Origin of the sequence: Nocardia vulneris (assembly GCF_001613425.1) — a bacterium.
In the GTDB taxonomy this organism is placed as follows: domain Bacteria; phylum Actinomycetota; class Actinomycetes; order Mycobacteriales; family Mycobacteriaceae; genus Nocardia; species Nocardia vulneris.
Window position 1 is genome coordinate 406,956 of the sequence record NZ_BDCI01000023.1, and the last position, 17,171, is coordinate 424,126.

1 protein-coding gene is annotated in these 17,171 nt (G+C 70.2%); it reads left to right on the forward strand.

The window, feature by feature from the left end; translation table 11 throughout:
• The first annotated feature begins 254 nt into the window (after positions 1 to 254).
• Positions 255 to 17,126, forward strand: coding sequence for a non-ribosomal peptide synthetase (locus NVU01S_RS26290; protein ID WP_373864214.1), 16,872 nt, complete (start codon positions 255 to 257; stop codon positions 17,124 to 17,126).
• Positions 17,127 to 17,171 lie beyond the last annotated feature (45 nt).

Genomic DNA, 17,171 nt, shown 5'->3' on the forward strand with positions numbered 1-17,171 from the left:
ACACCATTCTCGCGTCGGCAGGGAATAATCGTTCCGGGCGCTCGTTTCCCGTGGTTCGTCGCTACCCTTTTCCCGGGGTCGCACCGGGCTGTGTTCGGCGTGGGCCGGTTCCTTCGGTAACGATGGGCGGGCACGCGTTCGATGATCATGGGGGCGGGGGCCAGCTAGGCGGAAATGCGGCGACAACAGGCAGGGTGAGGCATCTTCATGGTTCGGTCGGTCGGGCAGCGAAGTGACGAGACCCGTGCAGCGGTGTGCGCATGACCCGCCCGGCACGCGTTCGACCGACCCGGACCAGGCGCCCGCGCGTCACCACCCTGCCGCAGCTGCTGGCGACCGCCGTCGAAGCCAACCCGAGCGGACTCGGCGTCACCTACGCCGACGCCACCGGCGTCCTGGCCGAACTGAGCTACGCCGAGCTCGATGAGCGGTCGACGCGGCTGGCCCGGCTGCTGATCGAGCGCGGCATCGGCCCCGAGGACCTGGTCGCCGTCGGCATTCCCCGCTCGATCGACTCCGTGGTCGCGGTCTGGGCGGTGGCCAAGACCGGCGCCGGCTTCCTCCCGGTGGATCCCAACTATCCGGCCGACCGCGTCGAGCACATGGTCGTCGACTCCGGCGCCGTCTTCGGCCTCACGGTCGCGGGCGTGCGCGCCGAGCTGCCCGACCGGGTCGACTGGCTGCCCATCGATACCGCCGACTGCGCCCGGCGGCTGGAAGAGTTCCCGGCCGATCCGGTGACCTACGTCGACCGGGTGCGCCCGCTGCGCGCCGAACATCCGGCCTACGTCATCTATACCTCCGGATCGACCGGCAAGCCGAAGGGCGTGGTCGTCACCCAGGCCGGTCTGTCGAGCTTCTGCGATGAGCAGCGTGAGCGCTACCAGGTGACGAGTGCCTCGCGGACACTGCATTTCGCGTCGCCCTCGTTCGATGCGTCGGTGCTGGAACTGCTGCTCGCGGTGGGTGGCGCGGCGACGATGGTGATCGCGGCGCCGACCGTGTTCGGCGGCGAGGAGCTGGCCATCCTGCTGCGGCGCACGGGGGTGACACACGCGTTCATCACGCCCGCCGCGCTGGCCTCGGTCGAACCCGCCGGGCTCGACGAACTGCGCGTTGTGGTTGCCGGCGGCGAGGCCTGCCCGCCGGAGCTGGTGCGGCGCTGGGTGATCCCGGTGGCGGGCAGTCGGGCTCGGGAGTTCTTCAACGGGTACGGGCCCACCGAAACCACCATCATGACGAACATCAGCGCGCCGCTGGTGCCGGACGAGCCGATCACCATCGGCGGGCCGATCCGCGCGATCACCGAGTATGTGCTGGACGAGCGGCTGGTGCCGGTGCCCGTCGGCACGGTCGGCGAGCTGTACATCACCGGTGCGCAACTGGCGCGCGGGTACCACGATCGTCCGGGGTTGACGGCGGCTCGATTCGTCGCGAATCCGTTCGATGCCAGCGGCTCCCGGCTGTACCGCACCGGTGACCTGGTGGTCTGGAACGACCGCAACGAGCTGGAATACCGGGGCCGCAACGACTTCCAGGTGAAGATCCGCGGCTTCCGGATCGAACTCGGCGAGATCGATGCGGTGCTCGCCGCGCACGAGACGGTCGACTTCGCGGTCACCGTCGGACACGACCTGGACAGCGGCACCACAATTCTCGTCTCCTACGTGCACGCCGCGCCCGGAAAGGCCGCGGACGCCGCCGATCTGGCCGCGTTCGCCGAACAGAGCCTGCCCGCGCACATGGTGCCGACGGTCGTCATGGTGCTCGACACCATCCCGCTGACCCCGGTCGGCAAGCTGGATCGGGCCGCGCTGCCCGCACCGCGCTTGCAGACCAAGGTCTTCCGCGCACCCGTCGGCCCGTTGGAAGAGCTGGTCTCGGACGTGTTCGCGGAGGTGCTCGGCCCCGGTGCGCCGGTCGGCGCCGACGACGACTTCTTCGAGCTCGGCGGCAATTCGCTGATCGCGACCCAGGTGGCAGCCCGGCTCGGCACGGCGCTGTCGGCCCGGGTGCCCGCCCGGCTGATCTTCGAAACCCCCACGGTGGCAGGCCTGGCCGAGCGGCTGGAGCCGTTGAAGGGCGCCGAGGACCGGCGCGCGCTGGCCCCGATGGAACGACCCGAACACATCCCGCTGTCGCTGGCGCAGCAGCGGATGTGGTTCCTGAACCAGTTCGATCCGGCCTCGGCGGCGAACAACATCCCGTTCGCGATCCGGCTCACCGGTGCGCTGGATATCGGCGCGCTACAGGCCGCGATCACCGATGTGATCGAGCGGCACGAGACGCTGCGCACCGTGTACCCGGCCATCGACGGCACCGGCTACCAGGTGATTCTGCCTGTCGCGGAGGCGGTTCCGGACCTGGCGCCGAAGCCGCTCACCGAACCCGAACTGGCCGACTGGCTGCGCGAGTTCGCCCTGCGTGGTTTCGACGTCGCCACCGAGGTGCCGCTGCGCCTCGCGCTCGCCGAGCTGTCCGCGAGTGAGCACGTGGTCGTGGTGGTGGTGCACCACATCGCTGCCGACGGCGCGTCCGTCGCGCCGTTCCTGCGTGATCTGCTGGGCGCGTTTCTGTCCCGGCGCAACGGCGCGCCGCCCGCGCTGCCGCCGTTGCCGGTGCAGTACGCCGACTACACGCTGTGGCAGCGCGAGGTGCTCGGCGACGAGCACGACCCGGATTCGGTGGCCGCCGCGCAGATCGCCTACTGGCGCAACGCGTTGGCGGGCATCCCGGACCGCATCGATCTGCCCGCGGACCGCCCGCGCCCGGTTGTCGCGTCCGGCGCGGGCGCGGAGTACACCTTCGAGGTGAGCGCCGAGGTGCACCGCGGACTCACCGAACTCGCCCAGCGGGCGGGCGCTTCGGAATTCATGGTGGTGCACACCGCGTTCGCCGCCTTGCTGGCCCGCCTCACCGGAACCGTCGACATCACCATCGGCACACCGGTCGCGGGCCGGGGCGAGCGCGAACTCGACGGGCTCATCGGCATGTTCGTCAACACCCTCGTGCTGCGCACGCCGATCGATCCCGGCGCCTCGTTCACGGACTTGCTCGCGGCCACGAAAGAGACCGACCTGGCGGCGTTCTCGCACGCCGAGCTGCCGTTCGAGCGGTTGGTCGAGGTGCTCGATCCGGTGCGCTCGCAGGCGCATCATCCGCTGTTCCAGGTGGCGCTGTTCTTCCAGAACATGAACAAGGCGCAGGTCGAGCTGCCCGGATTGTCCGCGCAGGCGGTCGAATTCGACGGTGCGGTGGCCAAGTTCGATCTGCAGCTGACCGTGGTGCCCAAGACCGAGTCCGGCTTCTCGGCCCAGTTCACCTATGCCACCGACCTGTTCGACGAAGCGACGATCGCGCAATTCGCGCATCGTCTGGACCGGCTGCTCGCCGCGGTCGTGGCAAAGCCGGAGCGCGCGGTCGGCGATATCGACCTGCTCGATCCCGCCGAGCGCGAGCGCATCCTGTACGGCTGGAACGAGACCAGGCATGCGGTGGCGCCGGAACTGCTGCTCGACGGCTACCGCCGGACCGTCGCGGCGCGCCCGTCCGCCACCGCGCTGGTCTACGAGGGCGCGACGCTCGCCCACCCGTCGCCCGACCACCACCCCCCATCGAGTCGCTACGCGACGCTCACGTATCGCGAATTCGACGAGCGGGTCAACCGCCTGGCCCGGTTGCTGATCGACCGGGGTGTCGGCGCGGAATCGCTGGTGGGGCTCGCGATTCGGCGATCCGTGGACCTCGTCGTCGGCATGTACGCGATCGTGACGGCGGGCGGCGCGTACGTCCCGCTGGATCCGGACCATCCGGCCGAGCGGATCGCGCACATCCTCGAGACGGCGCGGCCCGCCTGCGTGCTGACCACCGCGGCGGATGCGATCCAGGTGCCGGACGGCGTCGAGGTGCTGCGGCTGGACGAGATCGACACCGCGGCCTTCGACGGCAGTCCGGTACGCCCGGACGAACTGCGCCGCGCGGTGCTTCCTCAGCACCCCGCCTACGTCATTTTCACCTCCGGTTCGACAGGACGGCCGAAAGGCGTTGCGGTCTCGCACGCGGCGATCCACAACCAGATCGACTGGATGCTGGCGCAGTACCCACTCGGTCCCGACGACGTGTACCTGCAGAAAACCGCGACCACGTTCGACGTGTCGCTGTGGGGCTTCTTCATGCCGCTGCGGGCCGGTGCGACTCTGGTGGTCGCCACTCACGACGGCCATCGCGATCCCGCCTACGTCGCGGAAACCATTGCCGCGCAACGGGTGACCGTCACCGACTTCGTGCCCTCGATGCTGACCGTCTTCGCCGCGCATGCCGCCGCCGACGCGGGGCCGACACTGCGCGAGGTCTTCGTGATCGGCGAGGCGCTGCCCCCGGAGACCGTCGCCGCCTTCGGCGCGGTGTCCCAGGCGCAACTGCACAATCTCTACGGCCCGACCGAGGCCGCGGTGTCGGTGACCTACTGGCCCGCCGACGGTTCGGACAGCCGCTCGGTGCCGATCGGCCTGCCGCAGTGGAACACCCAGGTCTACGTGCTCGATGCCCGGTTGCGCCCGGTGCCCGCGGGCGTCCCCGGCGAGCTGTACCTCGCGGGTGATCAGCTGGCCCGCGGCTACGTCCGGCGGCCGGACCTGACCGCGGATCGCTTCCTGGCCAACCCGTTCGGTTTCGGCGAGCGCATGTACCGGACCGGCGATCTGGTGGTGTGGCGCGCGGGCAGCGCGGGCCGGTCGCATCGGCTGGAGTACCTCGGCCGCACCGACTTCCAGGTCAAGTTCCGCGGTCAGCGGATCGAGCTGGGCGAGATCGAAACGGCGTTGCTGGCACAGCCTTCGGTGAGTCAGGCGGTCGCGCTGGTCAGCCAGTCGGCGCTGGGGGACCAGTTGGTGGCCTACGTGGTGCCCGCGCCCGGGACGTCGGTGGAACAGCCGGCGCTGCTGGCTGCGGTCGCCGAAACCCTTCCGGCCTATATGGTTCCGGCCGCGATCATAGTCCTCGACGAGTTACCGCTGAACCCGTCCGGCAAGCTCGACCGCAGGGCGCTGCCCGAGCCGGCCTTCGCCGCTCGCGAATTCCGTGCTCCCGCAACGCCGGTCGAAGAGATCGTCGCCGGGGTGTTCGGCGAGGTGCTCGGGTTGAGGCGGGTCGGGGCCGACGACGATTTCTTCGCCCTCGGCGGCAATTCGCTGATCGCCACCCAGGTCGTCGCGCGGCTCGGTGCCGCGGTTGATGCCCGGGTGCCGGTGCGCACGCTGTTCGAGACGCCGACGGTGCAGGCGCTGGCCGCCGCGATCGAGTCACGGACCCACGCCGCGCGCGGCATCGCGCTGGGCAGCATCGCACGGCCGGACGAACTGCCACTGTCCTTGGCGCAGCGGCGGATGTGGTTCCTGAACCGGTTCGACCAGTCCGATGACGGGTCGGCCGGTTCGGCCGCCTACAACCTGCCGTTCGCGCTGCGATTGACCGGGGCGCTGGATGTCGAGGCGCTGGGCGCCGCGCTCGAGGATGTGGTGGGCCGGCACGAGGTGCTGCGCACCGTGTACCCGGAGACCTCCGCCGGTCCGGTGCAGGTGGTGCTGCCCGCGAGCCGGGTGGCCCTCGATGTCGCCGCGCGGCCGGTGACCGCGGCGGCGGTACCCGCCGAGGTGTACGCCCTGGCGTCCACCCCGTTCGACGTCACCGATGAAGTGCCGCTACGGGTCCGGCTGCTCGAGATCACCGACAGCGCCGACGAATCCGATCATGTGCTCGCGGTGGTCGTGCATCACATCGCCGCGGACGCGTCCTCCATGGGTCCGCTGGTGCGTGACGTGATGATTGCCTATGCCGCGCGGACCGCGGGCGAGGCGCCGGGCTGGGCTCCGTTGCCGGTGCAGTACGCGGATTACGCGTTGTGGCAGCGTGCGGTGCTCGGCGATGAGTCCGATGCTGAATCGATTGCGGCGCAACAGATCGACTTCTGGCGTAAGCAGCTGTCCGGGTTGCCGGATCTGCTCGAGTTGCCGATGGACCGATCGCGTCCGGCGATCGCGTCCATGGCCGGTGCGCGGGTCGATGTGCGGATCGATGCGGCTACTCATGCCGGTTTGGTGGAGTTGGGCCGGGCGCACGGGGCGACGTTGTTCATGGTCGTGCACACCGCGCTCGCGGTACTGCTCGCCCGGTTGTCCGGTACGGGAGACATCGCGATCGGCACGCCGGTGGCGGGTCGCGGTGAGCGCGAACTCGATGATCTGATCGGCATGTTCGTCAACACCGTCGTGTTCCGCAGCACCGTGGACGGCGCGGAATCGTTCACGGATCTGCTCGCGCGGCAGCGCGATACCGATCTGCAGGCGTTCGCGCACGCGGATATTCCGTTCGAGCGGTTGGTGGAGGTGCTGAATCCGCCGCGTTCGACGGCGCATCATCCGCTGTTCCAGGTGGGCCTGTCCTTCCAGAACATCGCGCACACCGCACTCGAATTGCCGGGCCTGACGGTGGCCGGGGTCGATGCCGACCTCGACGTGTCGCAATTCGACCTGCATCTGATCGTCGGCGACAGCTACGACGAATCCGGGGTGCCCTCCGGCATCGGCGGCTTCTTCACCTATGCCACCGATCTTTTCGACGCCGCCACGGTGCACGGCTTCGCGGCACGATTGACGCAGGTCCTGGCGGCGGTGGTCGCCGACGCGGGCACACCGGTCGGTGACATCGACATTCTCGTTCCCGGGGAACAGCATTCGGTGCTGTCGGAATGGAACGACACCGCACACCGGATCGATCCGGCCGCCACGCTGCCGTCGTTCCTGCGCCGGTCGGTGCTGGCCGCCGCACCGGAGGCGGTCGCCGTGGTGGCCGACCTGCCCGACGGCTCGCGCCACGAGCTGACCTATGTCGAACTCGACACCCGCGTGAATCGGCTGGCCCGATACCTGATCTCGCGCGGCGTCGGCCCGGAATCCCGGGTGGCGCTGGCATTCCGGCGATCGGTGGACCTGGTCGTCGCGATGTACGCGGTCGCCAAAGCCGGTGGCGCGTATGTACCGGTCGACCCGGACCAAACCACCGAGCGCACGGACTACATCCTGACGACGGCCGCGCCGGTCTGCGTGCTGACCAATGCCGACGCCGATTTCGACACCGCCGCGGCACCGGTCGTGCGACTCGACGACCTGGTGCTGAGTTCGTTCGCCAGCGGACCGCTCGCGGACACCGAGCGGGTCGCGCCGCTGCGGCCCGAGCACACCGCGTACGTGATCTTCACCTCGGGCTCGACCGGCAGGCCGAAGGGCGTCGCGGTGTCGCACGCCGCGATCGCCAACCAATTGCAGTGGAAGATCGCCGAATTCGGCCTGTCCGGGCACGACGCCGTGCTGCTCAAGACGGCCGCGACGTTCGATCTCTCGGTGTGGGAGTTCTGGTCGGCGGTGGTCTGCGCGGGCAAGCTGGTGATCGCCGCGCCCGAGGGACACCGTGACCCGGCCTATCTCAACGACTTGATCATCCGGGAGGCGGTGACGACGCTGCACGTCGTCCCGTCCATGCTGGACGCGCTCCTGGTGCACACCAGCACGGCGGCCTCGGCCCAGGCTTCGCCGCTGACCCGGGTGCTCGCCATCGGTGAGGCCCTGCCCGCCGCGCTGGCGCAACGCTTCCTGGCCGCACAGCCGGAGGTGGCGCTGTACAACCTGTACGGACCGACTGAGGCCGCGGTGTCGATCACCCGGCATCGAGTCACCGAGGCCGACCAGGCCGTCGTGCCCATCGGCACGCCGGAGTGGAACAGCCGGGCCTACGTGCTCGACAGCAGGCTCCGGCCGGTGCCGGTCGGCGTCTCCGGTGAGCTGTACTTGGCCGGTGCGCAATTGGCGCGTGGCTATTTCGGCCGGGTGGATCTGACCGCGGATCGGTTCGTGGCCAACCCGTTCGAGCCCGGTGCGCGGATGTATCGCACCGGCGATCTGGTGGCCTGGACCGGCTCGGGCGAGCTGGAATACCAGGGGCGCACCGACTTCCAGGTGAAGGTCCGTGGCTTCCGGATCGAACTCGGTGAGATCGAGGCCGCGCTGCTGGCCCTGCCCGAGATCGCGCAGGCCGCGGTGGTCGCCAAGGCCGATGCCAAAACCGGTGACCGGCTGGTGGCCTACTTGGTCGCCGCCCAGCCGTCCGCCGCGCCGGCGGCCGCCACCTCCTTCGCCGTCCAAGCCGCGTCTTTCGCCGCGCAGGCCGCCGAGGCGGCCGGTGCGGGGTCCGCGGGTCTCGATGTGGCGCAGGTGAAGTCGGCGCTGGGCGCGGGTTTGCCGTCGTACATGGTGCCGTCGGCGTTCGTGGTGCTCGATCGGTTGCCGCTGAATGTGAACGGCAAGCTGGATCGGAAGGCGTTGCCGGAGCCGGAGTTCGAGGCACAGGTGTTCCGTGCGCCGTCGACCCCGATCGAGGAGATCGTGGCCACGGTGTATGCCGAGGTGCTCGGTGTCGAACGGGTCGGGGCCGACGACGACTTCTTCGCCCTCGGCGGTAACTCGTTGCTGGCGACCCAGGTTGCGGCCCGCATCGGTGCGGCGCTGGATTCCCGGGTGCCGGTGCGCGCGCTGTTCGAGGCCGCCACCGTCGCGGGACTCGCGATCAAGGTGGAGCATCTCGCGGGCGAGCGCACCCGCACGCCGCTCGTCGCGCAGCCACGGCCCGGCCATATTCCACTGTCCTTCGCACAGCAGCGGATGTGGTTCCTCAACCAGTTCGACACCGCCGCGGCCGTTTACAACATTCCGGTGGCCATCCGGCTGTCCGGCGACCTGGATGTCGACGCGTTGCAGCAGGCCGTCACCGACCTGGTCGCCCGGCACGAGATCATGCGCACCGTCTACCCGGAGACGCTGGACGGCCCGCAGCAGCGCATCCTCGCGCCGCACGAGGTGCTGGTCGATCTGGCGCCCGCCCAGATCGGCGAGGAGCGGGTCGCGCACGAAGTGCAGCGCATCGTCGCCGCCGGTTTCGACGTCACCATGGAGGTGCCGTTCCGCGCCAGGCTGTTCCAGCTCGCGGGCAGCGAGTACGTCCTGGTGTTCGTCGCCCATCACATCAGTGCCGACGGCTGGTCCATGGGTCCGTTGACGCGAGATCTGATGCTGGCCTACGCCGCTCGCAGCGGGGGCGAGGCGCCCGCCTGGTCGCCGCTGCCGATCCAGTACGCCGACTACGCGCTCTGGCAGCGCACCGTGCTCGGCGATGACGACGACCCCGATTCCGTCGCGGGCACCCAACTCGCCTACTGGACAACCGAACTCGCCGACCTGCCGGACGAGCTGAACCTGCCGGCCGATCGGCCGCGCCCACCCGCGCAGAGCTTCGCGGGGGGCAAAACCCACTTCGTCGTCGACGCCGACGTGCACGCCGCGCTGGTCGAGCTGGCCAAGCGGCACAACGCCACCCTGTTCATGGTCGTGCACACCGCGCTCGCGGTGTTCCTGGCCCGCCTGTCCGGGACCGAGGACGTCGTGGTCGGCACCCCGATCGCGGGCCGCGGCGAGGCCGAACTCGACGACCTGATCGGCATGTTCGTCAACACCCTGGTGCTGCGCACCCGGGTCGCGCCGCAACTCGGCTTCACCGAACTGCTGGCCGCGAACCGGGAAACCGATCTGCGGGCCTTCGCGAACGCGGACACCCCGTTCGAGCGGCTGGTCGAGGTGCTCGATCCGGAGCGTTCCGCCGGGCGGCACCCGCTGTTCCAGGTGGCGCTGTCCTTCGAGAACCTCGCCGCCACCAGCTTCGAGCTGCCCGGGCTGAGTTTCGCCGCGCTCGATCCGGCCGCGGACACCGCCAAATTCGATCTGCTGCTCACCCTGCGCGAGCAGCGCACCGAGGCCGGCGCGGAGGCCGGGCTCGCCGCCGAATTCACCTACGCCCGTGACCTGTTCGACGAGGCGACGGTCGCCGACTTCGGCCGCCGGTTCCGCCGCATTCTCGCCGCGGTGGCGCAGGAGCCCGGGATCGCGGTCGGTGATCTGGAGATCCTGGACGATTCGGAGCGCGCCGACCTGGTCTCCCGGGTGGGTGCCGAGGCGGTGCCGCCGCGCACCCTGGCCGAGTTGATGGCCTCGGCGGTGACCCGCAACCCCACCGGTCCCGCCATCGTGGTGCACGGACGGGCCTTCAGCTACGTCGAACTCGACGCCGCCTCTTCGCAATTGGCGCGCTCGCTGATCGATCGCGGCGCCGGGCCGGATGTGCTGGTCGCGGTGGCGATCCGGCGTTCGGTCGAATCGGTGCTCGCGCTGTGGGCGGTGGCCAAGACCGGCGCCGCGCTGGTGCCGATCGATCCGACCTATCCGGCCGAGCGCATCGCGCACATGGTCACCGACTCGCAGGCGTATCTCGGCGTGACGCTGACCGCGGAGCTCGGCACGTTGCCCGCGATGGCGGGCGGACGGCCGTGGCTGGTGCTCGACGACCGTGACTTCACCTACGACGTCGCGTCCCGCTCGGACCGGCCGATCAGCTTCAGCGAGCGGCACGGCCCGATCCGCAGCAGCAACGCCGCGTACGTGATCTACACCTCCGGCTCCACCGGCCTGCCCAAGGGCGTGGTGGTGACGCACGCGGGGATGGCCAATTTCAGTGCCGAGCAGGTGGAGCGCTATCAGCTCGACCAGTCCACGCGCGCACTGGCTTTCGCCTCACCGTCGTTCGACGCCTCGATGCTCGAGCTGCTGCTCGCGCTGGGTTCGGCGGGCGCGCTGGTGGTCGCGCCGCGACTCACCTTCGGCGGCGCCGAACTGGCGAGCCTGATCCAGGAGGAGCAGGTCACGCACGCCTTCCTCACCCCGTCGGTGCTCGCCTCGCTGGACCCGGACGCCCTGTCCGGCATGCGGGCGATCGTCGCGGGCGGAGAAGCGGTGCCCGCCGATCTGGTGACCAAGTGGGCGGGCGACGAGCAGCGGAATTTCCACAACGGCTACGGGCCGACCGAGACCACGATCATGACCAACATCAGCGATCCGCTGCGCCCCGGCGAACCGGTCACCATCGGTGGCCCGATCCGCGGCATGCGCTCGCTGGTGCTCGACAGCAGGTTGCGCCCGGTGCCCGAAGGCGTTGCGGGCGAACTGTATCTGGGCGGTATCCAGCTGGCCCGCGGCTACCACGCGCGGCCCGGCCTCACGGCGGCCCGCTTCGTGGCCGACCCGTACGGTGCGCCCGGCGAACGGCTCTACCGCACCGGTGACGTGGTGCGCTGGCGGCGCGGTAGCGCCGCGCCCGAGGTGGAGTACGTGGGCCGCAACGACTTCCAGGTGAAGGTGCGCGGCTTCCGGATCGAACTCGGCGAGATCGACGCCGCGCTGACCGGGCAACCGGGCGTCGAATTCGCGGTCACCGTCGGCCGCGAATCCGGTTCCGGCGCCACGATGCTCGTGTCCTACGTGTTGCCCGCGCCGGGCGCCACCCTCGACATCGCCGCGCTCACCGAGGAATTGGGCGCGATCCTGCCGGAATACATGGTGCCGACCGCGATCGTCGAACTCGACGAGATCCCGTTGACACCGGTCGGCAAGCTGGATCGGCGCGCGCTGCCGGAACCTGCCCTGGCGACCGCGGCCTACCGAGCGCCGCAGACCCACGCGGAATCGGCCGTCGCCGAGGTGATCGGCGAGGTGCTCGGCCTCGACCGGGTCGGGTTGGACGACGACTTCTTCGCGCTCGGCGGCGACAGCATCGTCTCCATCCAGGTCGTGTCGCGCTGCCGCGCCCGTGGCGTGATCTTCACGCCCCGCGCGGTTTTCGAGTCGCGCACGGTCGCGGCGCTGGCCCGGGTCGCGGTGGTCGAGGACGGACCGGGCGACGAATCCGGTGATCTGCCGTTGACACCGCACGCGGCCCGGCTGCTCGACCTCGGCGTCGAGGCGCGTGCCATCGCGCTGGACGTGCCGGACAGCTGCGCCGTCGAGGCCGTGCACGCCGCGGTGGGCAAGGTGCTCGACCAGCATCCGATGCTGTGGGTGCGGCTCGATCGCGCGGGCGAGACCCCGGTGCTGCGCATCCCGCCGGTCGACGAGCGCACCGGCGAGGCGTTCCGCAGGCTGGATCCGCAGCACGGCGAAACATCGCTGCCGATCGACGATGTGGTGCAGGCCGCCGCCGCGGCACTGGATCCCGAGCAGGGACGCAATATCCACTTCGTGCTGACCGGCGGGCCGGAAGGCCGGTCGACGCTGATCGTGGTCGCCAACGGCCTTGTCGTGGACGATATCTCGTGGCGCACCATCGTCGATCAGTTGACCGCCGCGTGGAGCCGGGGCAGGCATGCCGCTCCCGCCGCGCCGGAATCCGGTCTCGGCGTGCTGATCCGGGCGTTGTCGACGCGGGCGCACGATCTGCGCACCGTCGGCGAGCTGGGCTGGTGGGAGCGGGCATTGGGGGCCGTGCCCGCCGATGCCGACACCGATCAGCTGGATCTGCGGACCCGCAGCCGGGTCTCGCTGGCCATCACCGCCGAAGGCGCCGCCGCGGTGGCCGCCGTCGCGGCGGCCTATCACACCATCGTGGACGACGTGCTGCTCACCGCGGTCGCGCTGGCGTTGCAGACCTCGGCGCAGGAGTCCGTCACGCGCGCCGTCGGTGCGTTGATCCGGCTGTCCGCCGATCAGCGGTCCGCGACCAACGCCGACGAGAGCATGGTCGGCGGCTTCACCACCGAGTACCCGCTGCCGTTGCGGCTCACCCGGATCGACACCGCCGAGGCCCTGGTCGGCGGTCCGGCCGCGGGCGCGGCCCTGGCCCAGATCAAGGAATCGCGCCGTGCGGTGCCCTCGCAGGGCGTCGGCTACGGCCTGCTGCGTTACCTCAACGCGGACACCGCGGACGAACTCGGCGAGCTCGGGCGCGGCCGGTTCGCGTTGCGCTACCGGGATCTGCGCCCGGCCCGGGTGCACACCGATATCGCCGCCGACGATCTGCTGCTCGACCTGACCGTCGACGCCACCGATGACGGACTGCTCGCCCGCTTCGACTACGCCACCGCGGCGTTCACCGCCGACGAGGTGAAAACCTTTGCCGAGCATTGGATCCGGGCGCTCGGCGGGCTGGCCGAACACGGTTTGCGCCCGGACACGGGCGGTTTCACGCCGTCGGACTTCGGTCTGGTCCGGCTGAACCAGGCCGGTATCGACCGGCTCGCCGCCGCCTACCCGAACCTCACCGACGTCTGGCCGGTGACGCCGCTGCAGTCGGGCATGCTGTTCCACGCGCTGCTGGCCGAGTCCTCGATCGACGCCTACACCACCCAGTTCGTGCTCGACCTGGGTGGCGCGGTGGACGCCACCCGGATGCATCGCTGCGCACAGGCCGTGCTGGATCGGCACGACAATCTGCGCGTCGCCTTCGCCGAGGACGCGGAGGGCAAACCCCTGCAGATCGTGCAGGATTCGCTCGACGTGCCGTGGCGGCTGATCGATCTCGCGCAGGTGGAGCCGGCGGCCGCGGCGGCCGAGCTGGACCGGATCAAGGCGGCCGACCTCGCGGACCACTTCGATATGCGGACCGCCCCGCTGCTGCGCTTCGCGCTGATCCGCTCCGCGGCCGACAGCTACCACCTGCTGGTCACCAGCCATCACATCCTGATCGACGGCTGGTCGATGCCGCTGCTGATGAAGGACCTGCTGACGCTGTACGCGCTCGGCGGCAACGCTCGGCACCTGCCGAAGGTGCCGTCGTATCGGAACTACCTCGCCTGGCTGGGCGCGCAACCCGCCGACGCGGCCCGCGACGCCTGGCGCGCGGCGCTGGCCGGTGTCACCGAGCCGACGCCACTGGCGCCGGTCGACCCCGGTCGCGAGATCTCCGCGGGCGTCGGCGAAGTCGGCTTCGAGCTGGCTCCGGCGGACACCACCGCGCTCACCCGCCTCGCCTCCGGGCTCGGCGTCACGGTGAACACCGTGGTGCAGGCGGCCTGGGGTCTGCTGATCGGGCGCAGTGTCGACCGCGACGATGTGGTCTTCGGTGCCACTGTGTCCGGCCGGCCGCCGCAGCTCGACGGTGTGGAGAGCATGGTCGGCCTGTTCCTCAACGCGATCCCGGTGCGGGTGCGGCTCGGGGCGACCGACACCCTCGGCGGTCTGCTGCGCCAGCTGCAAGCCGAACAGGCCGGACTGCTCGATCACCACTACCTCGGCCTGAGTGACATCCAGGAAACCGTCGGTGTGGAAGGGCTTTTCGACTCGCTGGTGGTGTTCGAGTCCTTCCCCGTCGATCGGGAGGGACTGGAGAAGGCCAGCGCGATCGACGGTATGAACATCACCGGCGTCGGCGCGGTCAACGGGACGCACTACCCGCTGACCGTCATGGTGGTGCTCGACAGCCAACTGCGGGTGTCGGTGAAGTACCTGCGCGACCTGTTCGACGAGGCGACGGCACAGGCACTGGCGCAACGACTTTCGGCTCTGATCCGCCGCTTCGTGACCAATCCGCAGGCCCGTGTCGCCGATATCGATGTGCTGCTCGACGGGGAACGCGCCGAACTGGCCGCCCGCAACGGCACCGACGTGCCGGACCTGCTGGACGAGGCCACGCTGCTGTCGCTGTTCGACGCGCAGGTGGCGCGAACACCGGACGCGCCCGCGGTGTGCTTCGGCGAGGTCACGCTCAGCTATGCCGATCTCGATCTGCGTTCCCGCGCGCTCGCCGCCGAATTGACCCGCTGGGGCGTCGGCGCGGAATCGCTGGTGGCCGTGGCCATGCGGCGAAGCATCGATCTGGTCGTCACGATCTACGGCGTGCTGCGTTCGGGCGCCGGATACCTGCCGATCGATCCGGACCACCCGACCGAGCGCAACGAGTTCGTGCTCGACGCCGCGGCGCCCGCGTGCGTGCTGACCACCACCGGCGACGCGTTCGACACCGATGCCGCGGTGCCGGTCGTCGCGGTCGACACGCTGTACCTGCCACTGGATGCGGTGTCGCTCGCGGACCCGGAGATCACGCCGGACAACGTCGCCTACGTCATCTACACCTCGGGCTCCACCGGCCGTCCCAAGGGCGTGATGATCACGCATCGCCAGATGGTGAACCAATTCCGGTGGGCGCAGTGGATCTACCCGCACGACGCTTCGGACGTGGTGCTGCACAAGACGCCGATCACCTTCGACATCTCGACGTGGGAGTTGTTCTGGCCCTTGCAGACCGGCGCCGCGATCGTCGTCGCCGAGCCCGACGGGCATCGCGATCCGGCCTATCTGGCCCGGGTGATCGCCGAATACGGCGTCAGTACGGTGCATTTCGTGCCGTCGATGCTGGATGCCTTCCTGGATCCGGCGCTCGCCGCGCAACTTCCGACGTTGCGGCGGGTGTTCGCCGCGGGTGAGGCGCTCACCGGTGAGACCGCGGCGAGCTTCGCCGCCACCATTCCCACCGCTCAGTTGATCAACTGGTACGGGCCCGCGGAAGCCACCGTGGTCACCGACTATCCGGTGCAGGACACCGCCGTCGTCGCCGTTCCGATCGGCACGCCGGTCGCGAACACCCGGGTACACGTGCTCGATCGGCAGCTGTGCCCGGTGCCGCTCGGCGCGGCGGGCGAACTGTACCTCTCGGGCGTGCAGCTGGCCCGCGGCTACCTGGGCGCCCCGGCCCTCACCGCGGAACGGTTCGTCGCGCACGAGGGCGGCACCCGGTTGTATCGCACCGGTGACATCGTGCGCTGGCACGGTGCCGCCCTGGAATACCTGGGCCGCAGCGACTTCCAGGTGAAGCTGCGCGGCCAGCGGATCGAGCTCGGCGAGATCGAGACGGTGCTGCTCGGGCATCCGTCGGTGCGGCACGCCGCGGTCGCGCTGGTCCACGGCAGCACCGGGGACCGGCTCGTCGGCTACCTGGTCGCCGCGCCGGGGGAGGTCGTCGACAACGCCGCGGTGCTGAGCCACGCGCGCGGTGCGCTGCCGTCCTACATGGTGCCGTCGACGTTCGTCGTGCTGGATGCGCTGCCGCTCAACCCGAGCGGCAAATTGGATCGCAAGGCGCTGCCCGTACCCGAATTCGCCGCGCGCCCCTACCGTCCGCCGACGACCCCGCTGGAGCGGACCATCACGGAGGTCTTCGCCGAGGTGGTCGGCGCCGAGCAGGTCGGACTGGACGACGACTTCTTCGACATCGGCGGCAATTCGCTGGTGGCGACCCGTGCGGTCAGCCGATTGCGCACGCTCACCGGGGCCGAGGTCCGGGTGCAGTGGTTCTTCACCGACTCGACCCCGGCGGCGCTGGCCACCCGCATTCTGGCCGCGCTCGCCGGCGACCACGACTACGACCTGGAATCGAACGCCGCGCTCGGCGTGCTGCTCTCGATCCGCACCAGGGTGCCGCACGACACCGCCGCCGCCGAGCCGCTGTTCTGCATCCACCCGATGTACGGATTGTCCTGGTGCTACGCGGGTCTCGCGCGCTACGTGCCCGCCAGCACGCCGATCTTCGGCCTGCAATCGCCGGCGCTGTCCGAGGACGGCTACCTGCCGACCTCGCTGGCCGAGATGGCCACCCGGTATGTCCGGGAGATCCGCGCGGTGCAGCCGGAGGGGCCGTACCGGCTGCTCGGCTGGTCGCTCGGCGGCGTGCTCGCGCATGCCATCGCGACGGAATTGCAGGCCGCGGGCGAGCAGGTCACGGTGCTCGCGATGCTCGACAGCCATCCCGACATCGATGTGACGGACTTCCGCGCGGCGATCCGGGAGGCGCTGGCCGAGCTCGGCATCGGCGCGCACGCGCTGCTGCCCGAGGACGGTGACATCCACGACCTCAGTGAAGAAGCGCTGGCCGCACTGCACGCGACCATTCCGCCGGACATGGCCGTGCTCACGCCGGAGCGGGTACGCCGGATCTACCGCAGCGCCGTGCGTTCGGCCGAGCTCATCGCCGAGCACCGGCCCGCGGTGTTCCGCGGCAGGCTCGACTACTTCAGCGCGGCCGGTCACGAGACCGCGGCGCAGAATTGGTACCCGCTGGTCGAGGGTCGTGTCGAAGATCACCCGATCGGTGTCCCGCACGATCAGATGACCTCGCCGGAAGCCTTGGCGGACATCGGTCCGGCCCTGTCGCGCCTGCTCGAGCCGCGCACCGGGGACACGGCGCGCAGATCGGGTCTGACGTGACGAAATCGAGACTGCTCAGGCATGATGGGCAACGCTGCGGTAACG